Source organism: Sphingopyxis sp. YF1, from assembly GCF_022701295.1.
Lineage (GTDB): Bacteria > Pseudomonadota > Alphaproteobacteria > Sphingomonadales > Sphingomonadaceae > Sphingopyxis.
Window position 1 is genome coordinate 3,257,737 of record NZ_CP033204.1, and the last position, 14,257, is coordinate 3,271,993.

Sequence of the window (14,257 nt, forward strand, 5' to 3'; positions counted from 1 at the left end):
CACCATGGGCCACGCGGCGTTTTGCGCGGCCCCAGAAGGAATTTTATGACCAAGCTCTCCGGCTCCGACAGCAAGAGCACGCTTTACTGCTCATTCTGCGGCAAGTCGCAGCACGAGGTCCGCAAGCTCATCGCGGGCCCGACCGTCTTCATCTGCGACGAATGCGTCGAACTGTGCAACGACATCATTCGCGAAGAGATCAAGGGCGGCGTCGCCGCGCGCAAGGACGGCGCGGTACCGACCCCGCTCGAAATCTGCCAGCATCTCGACAATTATGTGATCGGCCAGAACACCGCCAAGCGCGTGCTGTCGGTCGCGGTGCACAACCATTACAAGCGCCTCGCCAATTCGGGCCGCGGCGACGAAGTCGAACTGGCGAAGTCGAACATCCTGCTCGTCGGCCCGACCGGCAGCGGCAAGACGCTGCTCGCGCAGACGCTCGCGCGCTTCCTCGACGTCCCCTTCACCATGGCCGATGCGACGACGCTCACCGAAGCGGGCTATGTCGGCGAGGATGTCGAGAACATCATCCTCAAGCTGCTCCAGGCCAGCGACTACAACGTCGAAAAGGCGCAGCGCGGGATCGTCTATATCGACGAAATCGACAAGATCAGCCGCAAGGCCGAAAATCCGTCGATTACCCGCGATGTGTCGGGTGAAGGCGTGCAGCAGGCCCTGCTCAAGCTGATGGAAGGCACGACCGCATCGGTTCCGCCGCAGGGCGGGCGCAAGCATCCGCAGCAGGAATTCCTGCAGGTCGACACGACCAACATCCTCTTCATCGCGGGCGGCGCGTTCAGCGGCCTCGAAAAGATCATCGGCGACCGCCTGCAGGGCAAGTCGATCGGTTTCGGCGCGCATGTCGCCGGCCCCGACGAACGCCGCCAGGGCGAAGTGCTCAAACAGATCGAGCCCGAAGATCTCCTGAAGTTCGGGCTGATCCCCGAATTCGTCGGCCGCCTGCCCGTCATCGCGACGCTCGAGGATCTCGATGTCGACGCGCTGGTCAAGATTCTCGGCGAGCCCAAGAATGCGCTGGTCAAGCAGTACCGCAAGCTGTTCGACCTCGAAGAGGTCGCGCTGACCTTCACCGACGATGCGCTTGTCGCGGTCGCCAAGAAGGCGATCGAACGCAAGACCGGCGCACGCGGGCTGCGCTCGATCGTCGAAGCGATCCTGCTCGACACGATGTTCGACCTGCCCGACCTGACCGATGTGGTCGAGATCGTCGTCGACAAGGATGTCGTCGAGGGCCGCAAGGACCCTGTTCGCGTCTATGCCGACAAGGCGAAGGAGGCCGGCGACGCCGCCTGAGTCGCGGTAACCCCGGCCGAAATGCGGCCGGTGATGTTGCATTGCAGCAACAGTCGCGAAGAAAAACGCAACCCCGCCTGTGGATAACTCGCGGGGTTGTACGCAAATGCGCGCTTTTTGGCGGGACTGACAAAAGCGCTGCCGCACACGGCTTGCACTGTCACATTTGCTGTCACAATCGTGCCACATGCGGGCTTCAGGGGCGCTCACAGGTCAGGCGCGCCCCGAATATGCGTGCCTGCCGAATGCACCACCAAAGGGGATTTCCATGAAACTTCGTTATTCGATCGCCGCAAGCCTGATGGCTATCAGCGTGGCGACCATCGTCGCCGCGCCGGCCCAGGCGCAGCAGATCACGACGGGCATCCAGGGGCAGGTGAACGACGACAACGGCGCGCCGATCGGCGGCGCGACGGTCGTCATCACCGACACCCGCACCGGCGCTTCGCGCACGATCACGACGGGCGCCGACGGCCGCTTCACCACGACCGGCCTGACGACGGGCGGACCCTACTCGGTCGCGGTCAACGCCGATTCGTTCGAAGGCCAGACGCTCAACGACATTTACACGACGCTGCAAGGCAACACGGGCCTGACCTTCGCGCTCGCGTCGGGCGCGGGCGAGATCGTCGTTACCGGCACCCGCGTCCGCGTCACCCAGCTTGAGGTCGGCCCGGGCACCAGCTTCACCGCAGAAGTCCTGTCGAGCGCCCCGTCGTTCAACCGCGACGTCCGCGACATCATCCGCCTCGATCCCCGCGTCAGCCTCGACCGCGACGATGGCGGCTCGGGCCAGGACCGCATCTCGTGCCTCGGCGGCAACGACCGCGGCAACGCCTTCACCGTCGACGGCATCAGCCAGGGCGACGTCTACGGCCTCAACGACACGGGCTTCTCGTCGCGTTCGTCGACCCCGATCCCCTATGACGCGGTCCGCGAAACGCAGGTCCAGTTCGCGCCGTTCGACGTCGATTACGGTGCATTCACCGGCTGCGCGATCAACGTCGTGACCAAGTCGGGCACCAACGACTACAAGTTTGGCGGCTTCTTCGAATATTCGGACAACGGCATGCGCGGCGATTCGCTGCCCGGCATCGCCAAGCTGGCACCGGTCGAACCCGAAAAGCGCTGGGGCGCCTGGCTGGGCGGCCCGATCATCAAGGATCGCCTCTTCTTCTTCGGCGCCTACGAGCATCATGAAGCTGGCCAGTCGCAGGATGACGGCCCCGCCGGCGCCGGTGGTTATGCCAACGAGTTGGCGGGCGTGCCCGTCGCCAAGTTCGACGAAATCTCCGACGTTCTGAGCAGCGTCTACGGTATCGAAACCGGCCCGCTCGTCCGCAGCCGCCCTTTCAAGAACGACCGCTATTTTGGTCGCCTCGACTGGCAGGTCAACGACGATCACCGCCTCGAACTGACCTATCAGCGCCTTGAGGAGAGCACGACGCGTCCCGACGATTTCAGCTCGAGCACGAGCAACCCGCGCGTTACGGGCCTCAATACCTTCTATCTCAGCGGCACCAAATCGGACTATTATTCGGCGCGCCTCTATTCGCAGTGGTCAGACCAGTTCTCGACCGAATTCCGTTACTCGCACTCGAAGGTCATCGATCGTCAGGATCCGATCGGCGGTGGCGAAGCGCAGTCAGACAATCCGATCCCGCGCATCATCGTCGGCATTACGACCGGAACGGGCGCGAACACCCGCTATGGTCAGGTTCTTGCGGGCCCCGGCTTCTCGCGCGCCGCGAATGACCTGCAAACAACGATCGACGCCTTCCGCGGCGTCGGCAAGCTCGATCTGGGCGCACACCAGCTCAAGGTCGGTTTCGAAATGAACCGCGCCGACCTGTTCAACCTGTTCGTGCAGAATGCGACCGGCACGCTCTATTTCAAGAATGTCGACGACCTGCGCAACGGCATTCTGTCAAACGGATCGACGACCAACCCGACCGCCCAGCAGGTTGCTCAGGGCGGCGCAGTCGGCGCCGAAGGCAATTTCACGGCAACCGGCAACGTGCTCGATGCGGCGGCGGCATTTAAGCGCACCAATTTCTCGATCTTTGCGCAGGACGATTGGGAAGTCAGCGACCGACTGAACGCCGTGGCGGGTGTCCGCGTTGACTGGTATTCGGGCGGTCAGCCGAACTACAACCCCGTGTTCGCGCAGCGCTACGGGTTCCCGAACACCACCGGTTTCAGTAACCTTGACCCGATTGTCTTGCCGCGCCTCGCGCTCACCTATGACATGGACGATTTCGCGGTGTTCAGCCGTGCGAAGCTGACCGCTGGCATCGGCATCTTCTCGGGCGGCGATCCGCTCGTCTGGTTCGGCAACGCCTTCCAGAACGACGGCCGCGGCTTTGCGACCGGAACAACGACCGCGGCCGCATGCGGCACCGGCCCGCTCGACGTCGTCGTGAACGGCCAGTTCACGGGCGTTCCGACCTGCTTCCAGAAGGCAGCGTCGGATAACGCCGCTCGCGGCTTGGGCGACACCCAGTCGATCAGCCCGAACATCAAGATGCCGTCGGTGCTCCGCGCCAATATCGGTTTTTCGTCCGAACTGAACTTCGCCTCTTCGGGTTTCTTCAGCGGGTGGAACCTCAACCTGGACTATATCTACAGCAAATATCGCAATCCGTTCACTATCGTCGACCTGTCGCAGACCCCCAATATCACCAAGGGACTGAACGGCTTCGCCATCGACGGCCGCCCGATCTACGCATCGATCGACCCCAATGCCGCAACGTGTAACGCTGAACTGGTCGGCCTAAACCCCGGTCCGGTCTATTCGAACGTCAACGCTGGCTGTTTCAATCCGGCGACGAGCCGCGACGACGAACTGCAGCTCACCAACAGCGCCGGTTTTCGCAGCCACAACGCGTCGATTATCTTGCAAAAGACGTTCGATGGCGGGCTGTTCACCCAGAATGGCAACGTCGATTTCAACGTCGGCTATGCCTATACCGACTCGCAGGATCGCCGGAGCATGTACAATTCGACGGCGGGGTCGAACTACGATCTCGTCGCCGCGTTTGACCGCAACAATCCGGCTGCTGCGAGGGGTTTCTACGAAAGCCGCCACAATATCTCGACTCGACTCGCCTTCCGCGAAGAATTCTTCGAGGATCTGTCGACGCGCTTCGCGATCAGCTTCATCGCACGATCGGGCCGTCCTTACAGCCTGACCTTCACCGGCGGTGGTATCTTCAACGACAGCGCCTCGGGCTTCGAAAATGCGCTCGCCTATCTGCCGCGTGGCCTTAACGCCGTTGATCCTAACGTATCTCCGGATTCAACCATCTCAGCCGCGGATATGACGTCGCTTGTCAACTACATCAATGGCATGGGCTGCGCGAAGAAGTACATCGGCTCCACCGTCCCGCGGAATACCTGCTCGAACAACTGGTATTTCGATATGGACCTGTCCTTTTCGCAGGAAATCCCGGGTCCGGGCCGCTTGTTCGGGCGCAATGACAAGATCAAGCTCTATGCGACGATGGACAATTTCCTGAATTTCCTCGACAATGACTGGAACGTCCAGAAGCGCCGTAACTTTGCGGGGTTGCAGGACATCGCCCAAGTCAGCGGCGTCGACAATCAGGGTCGTTACATCTTCACCGGCTTCAACGGGCTCGACAACATCGCCAGCGACAACCAGATCAACGTGTCGTCGTCAGTGTGGCGCCTGAAGGTCGGCGTCTCCTACGAATTCTGATCGTAGCGATCGACCGAGAACAGGGGCGCGGGAGGCAACTCCCGCGCCCTTTTCTTTTGCTCGATGGCAAACGGAGGCTCTCCCAGCGGCGCGAAATTTCAGAAAGCCGCCTTTGACCGGATGCGGTCAGTCGCTCCTCCCCGTCGCGCAGCGATGGGGAGGTGGCAGCGCAAAGCGCTGACGGAGGGGAGAAGGACGCGACCTCGCGGCCCCTTCACCACCGCCTGCGGCGACGGTCCCCCTCCCCATGACCCGCGACCACAAGGAGGATCGCTGATGACAGCTTTCCACCCCGAAGCGGGCGAGGCCTGCAAATAGGCCTTTCCCATATTATCCGGCTGTGTCAGCCTTCGTCCGGCTCGTTCATTTGCTGGATAAAGCGGTCGCCGCCGCCCGGCTTGCGGGTGCGGCCACGGCGAGGCATGCCGGGCGCGTTCAGCGCGCCGCGAGGCCCGAAACGGGGCGCGCACCGGGCTGAACTTTCCTGAACTTTGGAACATCAGGCGGCCCTCGCGCCGCCCCGGTCCAGGGGCCAGTCCGCGATGACGAAAAAGCGGAAGCAAACGTCGCCTCCACCCCGAAGCCGACCATCGGCATAGCCGAGCGGCGTCAGCCCGCGGCGAGGCGCCTTGCAGTGTCCTGGACGAGCGCGATCATGTTGGGGACGCCCTGCGTGCGGTTCGACGAGAGCTGGCGCGTCAGGTCGAAGGGCGCGAGCGCCGCGGCGACGTCCATCGCCGCGACCTCGGCGGCGGGCTTGTCCTGCACCGCGGCGAGAACCAGCGCGACGATGCCCTTCGTGATCGCGGCATTGCTGTCGGCGAGGAAATGCAGGGTATCGCCCGCCTGCGGCACCGGATAGACCCAGACGCTGGCCGAACAGCCACGCACGAGCGTCGCGTCGGTCTTGAGCGCGTCGGGCATCGGTTCGAGGGTGCGGCCGAGGTCGATCAGCAGGCGATAGCGGTCGTCGCCGTCGAGAAAATCATATTCTTCGAAAATATCGTCGAGGCTGCGCATGCGCGCGGCACTGGCAGAAATTGCGGCGCGAGGAAAGAGCGGCAATCCCGCCCGTCCCGATTGCTCCCGCGAACGGACCGAAGCCACCCGGCACGGAGCAAGGTCGTCCCGGATGGCTTCGGTCCGTTCGCGGTAATGGGATGCCCGCGACGGATCAGAGATCGACGCCGGCCGCAATCGCCTCGAGCTTGCGGAGGCGTTCCTTGAGGTCGGCGATCTCGATCCGCGATCCTGCGTGGGGAACGCCGGGCTCGTGCGTCGCGACGGCGCCATGGCCGGCGTTGAGCTCCTCGCGCTTGAGCTGGATCCAGTCGCGCCAGCCGCGCAGGGCGACGAGGCTGACGATGGCCAGCGCGGACAGGGCGACCGCGGCAGCGGTGAGATCGGGGGTGATGAAAGCCATGAGCGTCGCTCCTTTTCCGGCGTTCAGATCTTGCTGTTGTCGCGCAGCTTCTCGATTTCCTGATCGAGCGTGACGGCGCGATTATTGTCGGTGGCGATGCGTTCGAGCACCTGGATGCGGTCCTTGAGCGCACGGATTTCGGCGATCAGCGCCTTGGTCTCGGCGTCATTGCCCGCGTTGCCGACGAAATATTCCTGGCCCCGCCGATCGCGGCGTACGCCGTATTTCGCGCGGACGATGCTGCCGATCGTCACGATCAGGACGATGCCGATGACCATTTCGAAGGGGTTCATGGGGGATCCTTTCCTCTTATCTTTTCATTGCGTCAGTTGAGCGGGGCGTCGCGCAGCTTCTCGATCTCGTCGGCGACGGCGATGCCGCGGTCGGTCACGATGCGTTCGAGGACGCGGACGCGCTCTTCCAGCCTTTCGGTCTGCGCCGCATATTGCGCCGCCTTTTCGGCCGTTTCGTGCGAGATCGCGGTCAGTTGCCGCTCCTTGAACTTCAGGTGGCGGCGGTACATGTCGCTGCCGATGCCGAGCACGACGGGCAGGCCGACGACGATCAGGAAGAATTGGACCCAGCTGTCCATGACGCGTTCCTTTCGCTCAGTTCGACGGGCGCCGCAGCGCCTCGATCTCGTGGCTCAGCCGGTGGCCTTCGTCGGTGACGATGCGTTCGACCACCGCGAGCCGGTCCTTGACCGAACCCAGTTCGGCGCGCAGCTGCGCATTTTCCTGGCTGACCAGCTTGATGCGTTCCATCGCCTCGTCGCTGGTCTTGGGATAGATTGCCTTGCCCCAGCTGTTTTCGAGCGGGTAGCCGTGCTTGACGCGCAGCCAGGTGGTGAAGATCCAGCCGCCGACCGCCATGGTGCCGATGATCGCGGCGGCGGGAGCGAGGGCGTTCAGGACGTCGAGATTCACTTGTCTTCCCCTCTGTTTCGTTGCGGACTCAGCGCAGGCGATCGATCTGATCGGCGAGCTGCGCGGCCTGCCCGTTGGTTTCGGTCGCGATGCGTTCGAGTACCGCGATGCGTTCTTCGAGGCGGCCGATCTGGCCCGCGAGCTTGGCATTGTCGTCGGTCAGCAGCCGGATTTTTCGATCAGCGTCGGGGTCGGTTCGATGAACCGTGCCGCCCCATTCATTCTCGACCGGATAGCCATGCTTGGCGCGGATCCAGGTGGTGAACATCCAGCCGCCGATCGACAAGGCGATGATGGCGAGGACGAAACCGGTTCCACCGAAATTCATATGTCGTCTCCCTGTTGCGTCTTGCCCGCGCGACGTCCGGATCAGCGGAGCGCGTCGATTTCGTCGGCAAGGCGGCGGTTATGGCTGGTATAATAGAGTTCGATGTCAGCGAGCCGGCGATCGATGTCGCGGAAGCGCGAACGGATGTCGCGGGTCGAGGCGGCCGGATTCGAGCGCACGCCCTGCCAGAACTTGGCCTCTTCGTTCGAGCCATAGAGCGCGAAGGGCTTGGGCGTTCCCATCCAGGCAACCATCCAGTAGGCGATCAGCGTCCAGGGGAAGCCTCCCATCAGCGTCAGGAGCACCGCGCCGACGCGGACCCAGAGGACGTCGACACCGCTATAGTCCGCGATCCCGGCACAGACGCCGCTCCATTTGGCGTTCTGCTTGTCGAGGTAGAATTTGGTGCGGCTGGCAGACATCTCAGTTCCTCCTGGTCATTTCGAGCTGCGCCAGATCCTCATCGCTGCGAACCGCGGGGCGGAAATCGGGATGGTCGGCGCTGATGATGCGTTCGACGGTGTGGAGCCGGTTTTCGAGCCGGCGGGCGGTGTCGTAGAGTTCGTCGAGCAGCTGCTCATCCTCTCCGGTCAGCGTCTTGGCCTGTTTCCACTTGGTCACATAGTGGAGGATCAGCCAAGGCAGACCGAGGAAGAGCGTGCCGATGACGATCGGGACAATGATCACTTCTTCCATCGGTCCGGCTCCTTAATTCTTGCCCTGCGCGGCCTTGAGCGCGGCGAGTTCGTCGGCGACCTTGTCGGCGGCCTGCAGTTCGGCGATTTCCTCGTCGAGCGACTTCTTGTAGCCGAGGCCGAGCGCATCGGCGCGGCCTTCGGCCTCATCGACGCGGCGCTCGAGGATCTCGAAGCGCGAGAAGGCATCTTCGACGCGGTCGCCGTGGGTCATTTCGCGCAACCGGTAGCGATTTTCGGCGCTTTCGAGGCGGTTGACAACGCTCGACTGGCGCGCCCGCGCTTCCGAAAGCTTCTTCTGCAGCTTGGCGATATCGGCTTCATAACCCTGGAGCGCCTCGTCGAGCACCGCGATCTCGGCCTTAAGCTTGGCGGCCATGTCGCCGGCCTTCTGCTTTTCAACGAGCGCTGCGGTGGCTAGGTCCTCGCGGTCCTTCGACAGCGCGAGTTCGGCCTTTTCCTTCCAGCTGTCCTGCAGGCTTTCGAGCTTGGCGATGTGGCGGCGCATTTCCTTCTGGTCGGCAATGGTGCGGGCGGCGGAGGCACGCACCTCGACCAGCGTCTCGTTCATCTCAAAGATGATCTGGCGGATCATCTTTTCGGGATCCTCCGCACGGTCGAGCAGATCGGTGACGTTGGCGGCGATGATGTCGCGGGTGCGTGAAAAAATACCCATTTGACTAGCTCCTGTCGAATTTTCGAGACCTGTTGTCGTTGAAAGATGCTGGTGCCGGGGCGGGGCAAGGGGGGAGAGTGCCCCGGCACCAGTGCCGGTCAGGCCATCAGGCCGACCGCCGGGGTTGCTGCAGCGGCCGCCAGCGCCATCCCGCCCGGGGAAGCGGCGATGCCGAAGGCGACTTGGGGCTGGTCGATCACGCCGACGAGGATCGCCAGAGCGCCGGCCGCGCTGAGCGCGAAGGTGGTGGCCTGGGCAAACATCGTCTTCATGATCGTCATTCCCTTTTTCGCTGCACCGGAGCGATTTGCACCGGTTCGCCAAAAGCAATGCAGGGGGCGTGCCAATTGCAGCGAAGCGCAGAAATCCGCCGAACTTTACGCCGGATTCGCAATCCACGCAGAATCGACTTGCCAATCAGCGGGAAATTTTGCCAATGATTGGGAATGGAACGCGAAACGCAGTTCATTGGCCAGTCGGCGGCCTTTCAGGACGCGGTCGAACGCGCGAGCCAGGCCGCGACGCTCGACCGGCCGGTGCTGGTGATCGGCGAGCGCGGCACCGGCAAGGAATTGATCGCCGAGCGCCTGCACCGCCTGTCGGCGCGCTGGGACAAGCCCTATGTGATCATGAACTGCGCGGCGATGCCCGAAACGCTGATCGAATCCGAGCTTTTCGGACACGAGGCGGGCGCCTTCACCGGTGCGACGCGCACGCGCGCGGGACGCTTTGAAGAGGCCGACGGTGGCACGCTCTTCCTCGACGAACTCGCGACGATGTCGATGGGCGCGCAGGAGCGCCTGCTGCGCGCGGTCGAATATGGCGAGGTCACGCGCGTCGGCTCGTCGCGCCCGATCCGCGTCGATGTGCGCATCGTCGCGGCGACCAACGAGCATCTTCCCGCGCTGGTCGACGACAACCGGTTCCGCGCCGACCTGCTCGACCGGCTCTCGTTCGAGGTCATCACCCTGCCCCCGCTGCGCGCGCGCGAAGGCGATATCGAGGTCCTCGCCACCTATTTCGGCCAGCGCATGGCGGCGGTGCTCGGCTGGGATGAATGGCCGGGTTTCGGCCCGCGCGCCCTCGCGGCGATGGAGGGGCACGACTGGCCGGGCAATGTCCGCGAACTCAGGAACGTCATCGAGCGCGCCATCTATCGCTGGGCCGATCCCGAACGCCCGGTCGACGCGCTGACCTTCGATCCGTTCGCCAGCCCGTGGCAGCCGGTCGCGAACAGGGTTGCGGCGGCGAAGGGCGACTCGGCGACGGCGCCGGCAGGCACACCGGCTGCGGCGCCCGCACCCGCCACGCCGCCGCCCGGACCGGTGAGCGACTTGCGCGCGACGGTCGATGCCTATGAAAAACAGATATTATCCGACACCATGGCGCGCTGCCGCTTCAACCAGAAGATCGCGGCCGAGGCACTGGGACTGAGCTACGACCAGATTCGCCATGCCCTGAAGAAACACGGGTTGAACTAGAAAGATACCACCCCCGCCGGCGCGGGAGCGGCGGCCTCGCTACTCGCCCGGCAACTGCCGGCTCAGCGCCTCGATCACCGCATCCTGCGTCGCGACGGTTTCGGCGAGACGATCGCGCAGCGCGTAGATCGCCGGCATGCCGTCGATCGCTTCGTCGACGCTGCGCTCGATATAGAGGCGATCGATGTCGCCGAGCGCAGCGGTGAGCGGCGCGCGCGCCGCGACGAGGCGCGAGATCGCCTGCTGCGCGACGACCCACGATTCGCTCGCGACCGCCGCACCGCCCGCCGCAGCGACGAGACGGACGGCATTGTCGCGTTCGGCCGCAAAAGCCTGCTGCCCGGCCGTACCGTCGGATTCCCAGCGCGCGAGCCGCCCCGCCAGGTCGTCGGGAAGCGGCCCTGGCGGCGTCACGACGACGGGCGGCGGCGCGACGTTGAGGCGCCCCTCGACCGGCCGTTTGGCAAGCGAGGGGGCATCGGTGCCCTGCGCCGCCGCGCAGCCCGAAAGCGACAGCGAGGCGGCGACAGCCGGCAAAAGGAGACGGGTGCGGATCATTGCCGTCCCTGATATGGGCGCCACGCGCGTCCAGCAAGCGCCGAATCGGAGCACATGCCCCGAATCCCGCGCGAACGGCAAAAAGCCGTAAAAAGCACGGGAATATGCGGTTGACAGCCAAGCGCTTCACCGCTAGTGGCGCTGACTTTCCCGCATGCCGGAAAAATCGCTTGCTTCGGCGGGTGACCGGCAGCGCGGGTGTTCTAGTTTCTGATTGGATGGAAGACGATGTTCGCAATCGTGCGCACGGGCGGCAAACAATATCGCGTCGCCGCTGGAGACAAAATCGCCGTTGAAAAGATCGACGGCGAAGCCGGTGACACCGTGTCGCTGGGCGATATCCTGCTGGCCGGCGACGGCGGCGAAGTGAAGGATGCCAAGGGCCTGACCGTGTCGGCCGAGATCATCGCGCAGACGCGCGGCGAAAAGGTCATCGTCTTCAAGAAGCGTCGCCGGCACAACTACCGTCGTCGCAACGGCCACCGCCAGTCGCTGACCCTGCTCCGCATCCTCGCTGTCGGCGAAGCCAAGAAGGCTGCGCCGAAGAAGGAAGCCGCGCCGAAGGAAGAGGCTGCCCCTGCCAAGGAAGCTGCGCCGAAGAAGGCCGCCGCCCCCAAGGCCGAAACCGCCGAAAAGAAGCCCGCTGCCAAGAAGGCAGCCCCCAAGAAGGACGCCTGAGCGCGCTTACCCGCAGCTCGGCCCCCAAAAGTTAAGGAGCATCAGTCATGGCACATAAAAAAGCAGGCGGTTCTTCGCGCAACGGTCGCGACTCAGCCGGCCGTCGCCTTGGCGTCAAGAAGTTCGGCGGTCAGGAAGTGATCGGCGGCAACATTATCGTGCGCCAGCGCGGCACCAGGGTTTACCCGGGTGTCAACGTTGGCATGGGCAAGGACCACACGCTGTTCGCGACCGCGGACGGCCGCGTCCGATTCCACGACGGCAAGCTCGGCCGCAAATATGTATCGGTCGACATGATGGCCGAAGCCGCCGAATAAGGACGATCGCTGACGGGTCGTCCATCCAAGGGATGACCCGGAACGGTCCTTTCCGCCGCAAGCGGAGGCAAAGTTCGAAAAGAGGGAGACGGGTCACCCCGGCTCCCTTTTTTCTTGTCTTATATCCGCCGCTTGGCGGATCGACGCGAAAAACGGGCTGACCATCTCCCTCGCATATCGACTGTCGTCAAAGCGTCACCATCTGGCGCCACGGCGACAGGCAAATGGGAGTGACGTAAATGTTCGCACGTACCGAAAGATTATTGCTGCGGCCCGGCTGGCAGGAAGACGCACCGGCGCTGGCACGGGCGATCGGCGAGGAAGCGGTGGTCCGCAACCTCGCGACCGCGCCCTGGCCCTATCGCGAAGCCGATGCCCAGGCGTTCCTCGGCCAGCCCGTCGATCCGGCGCAGCCGCGCTTCCTGATCTTTACCCGCACCGGCGGCGCACCGCGCCTCGTCGGCGGCTGCGGCATTTCACCCGCCCCCGACGGCACGCTCGAAATGGGTTACTGGATCGCCCGGCCCTATTGGGGCCTCGGTTTCGCGACCGAGGCTGGACGCCAGATGATCGGCATCGCGCGCGCCATGAATCTGCCCCGGCTGACCGCGGGCCATTTCACCGACAATCCGGCGTCGGGCGCGGTGCTGCGCAAGCTCGGCTTTCGCCCGACCGGCCGCGTCGTTCCGCGCTTCAGCGCCGCGCGCGGCAGCGAGGCGGCGTGCGCGCTGTTCGAGGAAGGCGACGCCGATGCGGATGGCGCCGTCACCCCGATGCGAGGCCGCATCGGGGTGGACGAGGATTTTCGCCAGGAGCTGCGTCTTCTGGCGGCGTGAACGATCCCCTCCCGCAAGCGGGAGGGGACCGATCCCTTATCCGCGCAGCTTGCCCAGCCCGCCGAGGATGTCGTCGAGCGGATTGCCGTCGCCGTTGAGATCGATGAGCTTGCCGAGACCGCCGAGCCCCCCCGCCGAAGGCGCCGTGCCACCACCGAGCGCGCCGCCAAGGACGTTGCCGAGCATGCCGCCAAGGCCGCCGTTGCCACCCTCGCTGCCGCCCTGTCTGGACATATAGCCCGCGACGAGCATCGCGAGGATCGGCAGCATCTTCTTGAGCGTGCCGGCGTCGATGCCGGTCCTTGCCGCCGCATCGCCCGCAACCGAGCGACTGACCTCCTTTGTTCCGAAAATCTGCCCCAGCACGTCATTGCCCTTGTCGACCGGGGTCGGTTGCGACCCGAGCACCGCGTCGAGCAGACCGCCGCCGCCGAGCTGGCCGAGCAGCCCGCCGAGTCCCTCGACGCCCCCGCCACCCTGCGCCTGTTTCTTGAAGCCGCCGAGGATCGCCGGGAGCAGCGCCTCGGCACCCTGTTTCGCCATGGCGGGCGGGATGCCAAGGTCCTTCGCCATCGATTCGATGCCGCCGGCCTGCGAGAGGATATCGGTGAAATTCATAGACTTGCACTCCCAACGCGGCGCGGGGATCGAACCACGCCGATGCGCGTTATCATAGCAGCGCGGGGGCGGGGGACGAGCCGTTCATTGAACTGTCATTTCCCCATGCCCAAGCCTAGCCTGCCGACGTGCGACTTCCCTTCCGGGGGCGTACGGCCGCATCATGTGGGAGCAACATCATGGGTATTTTCAGCAAGATCAAAGACGCGATTTTCGGCAAGAAGGCGGAGGCCGCCGAGCCCGCTCCCGCCGCCCCCGCGGCGGGTACCGCACCCGCCGCACCGCAACCCGTCCCCGCCGCCCCCGCACCGATCAGCGACGTCGACGTCGAAGCGATCCTGTCGGCACAGGCCGCCGGCGCCGGCCAGCCGCTCAACTGGCGCACCTCGATCGTCGACCTGATGAAGCTCGTCGGCATCGACCCGAGCCTCGCCAATCGCAAGGAGCTGGCGCAGGAACTCGGCTACACCGGCGCGCTCGACGGCAGTGCCGAAATGAACATCTGGCTGCACAAGGCGGTGATGCGCGAACTCGCGGCGAACGGCGGCACCGTGCCCGCCGACCTGACCGACTGACCAACGCACCACAATTTTCGACGGGGGCCGGGCGAGCATGGGCTTTCCCGGCCCCTTTTCGTTGACCGCTGCGCCGCGCCGCCTAGACAGGTTGCAACCGAAACCATGGTC

The 14,257-nt window shown here is 64.5% G+C and carries 19 protein-coding genes; 7 read left to right on the top strand and 12 right to left on the bottom strand.

Features of this window, described 5'->3' with window-relative positions; translation table 11 throughout:
• Positions 1 to 45 precede the first annotated feature (45 nt).
• Positions 46 to 1,314, top strand: a complete 1,269-nt coding sequence (clpX, locus tag EAO27_RS15790; protein WP_242771491.1) for an ATP-dependent Clp protease ATP-binding subunit ClpX — start codon at positions 46 to 48, stop codon at positions 1,312 to 1,314.
• 268 nt (positions 1,315 to 1,582) lie between these two features.
• Positions 1,583 to 5,035: a TonB-dependent receptor gene (locus EAO27_RS15795; RefSeq protein ID WP_242771493.1), complete on the top strand. Its 3,453-nt coding sequence runs from the start codon at positions 1,583 to 1,585 to the stop codon at positions 5,033 to 5,035.
• A 609-nt stretch (positions 5,036 to 5,644) separates the two neighbouring features.
• On the opposite strand, the gene EAO27_RS15800 is transcribed toward EAO27_RS15795, so the two are convergent.
• The 10 genes from EAO27_RS15800 to EAO27_RS15845 form a co-directional block, all read right to left on the bottom strand.
• Positions 5,645 to 6,055 (bottom strand): SufE family protein, encoded by a 411-nt coding sequence (locus tag EAO27_RS15800; RefSeq protein ID WP_242771495.1) that lies wholly within the window; start codon positions 6,053 to 6,055, stop codon positions 5,645 to 5,647.
• Positions 6,056 to 6,209: 154 nt separating this feature from the next.
• A complete protein-coding gene (locus EAO27_RS15805; RefSeq protein ID WP_242771497.1) occupies positions 6,210 to 6,458 on the bottom strand; it encodes a hypothetical protein in 249 nt (82 codons plus the stop codon).
• 23 nt (positions 6,459 to 6,481) lie between these two features.
• Positions 6,482 to 6,751: a hypothetical protein gene (locus EAO27_RS15810; protein ID WP_242771499.1), complete on the bottom strand. Its 270-nt coding sequence runs from the start codon at positions 6,749 to 6,751 to the stop codon at positions 6,482 to 6,484.
• Positions 6,752 to 6,783: 32 nt separating this feature from the next.
• Complete coding sequence (locus EAO27_RS15815) at positions 6,784 to 7,050, bottom strand: hypothetical protein (RefSeq protein ID WP_242771501.1); 267 nt, start codon at positions 7,048 to 7,050, stop codon at positions 6,784 to 6,786.
• A 16-nt stretch (positions 7,051 to 7,066) separates the two neighbouring features.
• The gene (locus EAO27_RS15820) at positions 7,067 to 7,330 is read right to left on the bottom strand and encodes a hypothetical protein (protein ID WP_242780609.1); all 264 of its coding nucleotides are present in this window, start codon (positions 7,328 to 7,330) and stop codon (positions 7,067 to 7,069) included.
• An 82-nt stretch (positions 7,331 to 7,412) separates the two neighbouring features.
• Positions 7,413 to 7,712: a hypothetical protein gene (locus EAO27_RS15825; RefSeq protein ID WP_242771503.1), complete on the bottom strand. Its 300-nt coding sequence runs from the start codon at positions 7,710 to 7,712 to the stop codon at positions 7,413 to 7,415.
• 41 nt (positions 7,713 to 7,753) lie between these two features.
• On the bottom strand, positions 7,754 to 8,134 hold the full coding sequence (gene pspC, locus EAO27_RS15830; RefSeq protein ID WP_242771505.1) for an envelope stress response membrane protein PspC: 381 nt from the start codon (positions 8,132 to 8,134) through the stop codon (positions 7,754 to 7,756).
• A 1-nt stretch (position 8,135) separates the two neighbouring features.
• Positions 8,136 to 8,408 (bottom strand): envelope stress response membrane protein PspB, encoded by a 273-nt coding sequence (pspB, locus tag EAO27_RS15835; protein ID WP_058807398.1) that lies wholly within the window; start codon positions 8,406 to 8,408, stop codon positions 8,136 to 8,138.
• A gap of 12 nt (positions 8,409 to 8,420) precedes the next feature.
• Entirely contained in the window at positions 8,421 to 9,083 is a 663-nt protein-coding gene (pspA, locus tag EAO27_RS15840; RefSeq protein ID WP_242771508.1) for a phage shock protein PspA, read from the bottom strand.
• 98 nt (positions 9,084 to 9,181) lie between these two features.
• A complete protein-coding gene (locus tag EAO27_RS15845; RefSeq protein ID WP_242771510.1) occupies positions 9,182 to 9,355 on the bottom strand; it encodes a hypothetical protein in 174 nt (57 codons plus the stop codon).
• A 174-nt stretch (positions 9,356 to 9,529) separates the two neighbouring features.
• Between EAO27_RS15845 and pspF the strand changes: the two genes are divergently transcribed.
• A complete protein-coding gene (gene pspF, locus EAO27_RS15850) occupies positions 9,530 to 10,564 on the top strand; it encodes a phage shock protein operon transcriptional activator (protein ID WP_242771512.1) in 1,035 nt (344 codons plus the stop codon).
• 39 nt (positions 10,565 to 10,603) lie between these two features.
• On the opposite strand, the gene EAO27_RS15855 is transcribed toward pspF, so the two are convergent.
• The gene (locus EAO27_RS15855) at positions 10,604 to 11,122 is read right to left on the bottom strand and encodes a hypothetical protein (protein WP_242771514.1); all 519 of its coding nucleotides are present in this window, start codon (positions 11,120 to 11,122) and stop codon (positions 10,604 to 10,606) included.
• A gap of 228 nt (positions 11,123 to 11,350) precedes the next feature.
• Between EAO27_RS15855 and rplU the strand changes: the two genes are divergently transcribed.
• The 3 genes from rplU to EAO27_RS15870 all read left to right on the top strand — a co-directional run bounded on the left by rplU (position 11,351) and on the right by EAO27_RS15870 (position 12,953).
• Complete coding sequence (gene rplU / locus EAO27_RS15860) at positions 11,351 to 11,800, top strand: 50S ribosomal protein L21 (protein ID WP_242771516.1); 450 nt, start codon at positions 11,351 to 11,353, stop codon at positions 11,798 to 11,800.
• A gap of 47 nt (positions 11,801 to 11,847) precedes the next feature.
• Positions 11,848 to 12,117, top strand: coding sequence for a 50S ribosomal protein L27 (rpmA, locus tag EAO27_RS15865; protein ID WP_242771518.1), 270 nt, complete (start codon positions 11,848 to 11,850; stop codon positions 12,115 to 12,117).
• 239 nt (positions 12,118 to 12,356) lie between these two features.
• Complete coding sequence (locus EAO27_RS15870; RefSeq protein WP_242771520.1) at positions 12,357 to 12,953, top strand: GNAT family N-acetyltransferase; 597 nt, start codon at positions 12,357 to 12,359, stop codon at positions 12,951 to 12,953.
• A gap of 36 nt (positions 12,954 to 12,989) precedes the next feature.
• On the opposite strand, the gene EAO27_RS15875 is transcribed toward EAO27_RS15870, so the two are convergent.
• Complete coding sequence (locus tag EAO27_RS15875; protein ID WP_242771522.1) at positions 12,990 to 13,571, bottom strand: DUF937 domain-containing protein; 582 nt, start codon at positions 13,569 to 13,571, stop codon at positions 12,990 to 12,992.
• A gap of 179 nt (positions 13,572 to 13,750) precedes the next feature.
• Between EAO27_RS15875 and EAO27_RS15880 the strand changes: the two genes are divergently transcribed.
• Entirely contained in the window at positions 13,751 to 14,146 is a 396-nt protein-coding gene (locus tag EAO27_RS15880; RefSeq protein WP_242771524.1) for a DUF3597 domain-containing protein, read from the top strand.
• Positions 14,147 to 14,257: the final 111 nt, after the last annotated feature.

Excerpts from the sequence above, each read along its gene's own strand:
- pspB (WP_058807398.1), bottom strand. The coding sequence starts at position 8,408 with ATGGAAGAAGTGATCATTGTCCCGATCGTCATCGGCACGCTCTTCCTC.
- EAO27_RS15825 (WP_242771503.1), bottom strand. The coding sequence starts at position 7,712 with ATGAATTTCGGTGGAACCGGTTTCGTCCTCGCCATCATCGCCTTGTCG.
- clpX (WP_242771491.1), top strand. The coding sequence starts at position 46 with ATGACCAAGCTCTCCGGCTCCGACAGCAAGAGCACGCTTTACTGCTCA.
- EAO27_RS15800 (WP_242771495.1), bottom strand. The coding sequence starts at position 6,055 with ATGCGCAGCCTCGACGATATTTTCGAAGAATATGATTTTCTCGACGGC.
- EAO27_RS15795 (WP_242771493.1), top strand. The coding sequence starts at position 1,583 with ATGAAACTTCGTTATTCGATCGCCGCAAGCCTGATGGCTATCAGCGTG.
- EAO27_RS15880 (WP_242771524.1), top strand. The coding sequence starts at position 13,751 with ATGGGTATTTTCAGCAAGATCAAAGACGCGATTTTCGGCAAGAAGGCG.
- rplU (WP_242771516.1), top strand. The coding sequence starts at position 11,351 with ATGTTCGCAATCGTGCGCACGGGCGGCAAACAATATCGCGTCGCCGCT.
- pspC (WP_242771505.1), bottom strand. The coding sequence starts at position 8,134 with ATGTCTGCCAGCCGCACCAAATTCTACCTCGACAAGCAGAACGCCAAA.
- EAO27_RS15820 (WP_242780609.1), bottom strand. The coding sequence starts at position 7,330 with ATGGCGGTCGGCGGCTGGATCTTCACCACCTGGCTGCGCGTCAAGCAC.
- EAO27_RS15870 (WP_242771520.1), top strand. The coding sequence starts at position 12,357 with ATGTTCGCACGTACCGAAAGATTATTGCTGCGGCCCGGCTGGCAGGAA.
- EAO27_RS15845 (WP_242771510.1), bottom strand. The coding sequence starts at position 9,355 with ATGAAGACGATGTTTGCCCAGGCCACCACCTTCGCGCTCAGCGCGGCC.
- rpmA (WP_242771518.1), top strand. The coding sequence starts at position 11,848 with ATGGCACATAAAAAAGCAGGCGGTTCTTCGCGCAACGGTCGCGACTCA.
- EAO27_RS15875 (WP_242771522.1), bottom strand. The coding sequence starts at position 13,571 with ATGAATTTCACCGATATCCTCTCGCAGGCCGGCGGCATCGAATCGATG.
- EAO27_RS15815 (WP_242771501.1), bottom strand. The coding sequence starts at position 7,050 with ATGGACAGCTGGGTCCAATTCTTCCTGATCGTCGTCGGCCTGCCCGTC.
- pspA (WP_242771508.1), bottom strand. The coding sequence starts at position 9,083 with ATGGGTATTTTTTCACGCACCCGCGACATCATCGCCGCCAACGTCACC.
- EAO27_RS15855 (WP_242771514.1), bottom strand. The coding sequence starts at position 11,122 with ATGATCCGCACCCGTCTCCTTTTGCCGGCTGTCGCCGCCTCGCTGTCG.
- EAO27_RS15805 (WP_242771497.1), bottom strand. The coding sequence starts at position 6,458 with ATGGCTTTCATCACCCCCGATCTCACCGCTGCCGCGGTCGCCCTGTCC.
- EAO27_RS15810 (WP_242771499.1), bottom strand. The coding sequence starts at position 6,751 with ATGAACCCCTTCGAAATGGTCATCGGCATCGTCCTGATCGTGACGATC.
- pspF (WP_242771512.1), top strand. The coding sequence starts at position 9,530 with ATGGAACGCGAAACGCAGTTCATTGGCCAGTCGGCGGCCTTTCAGGAC.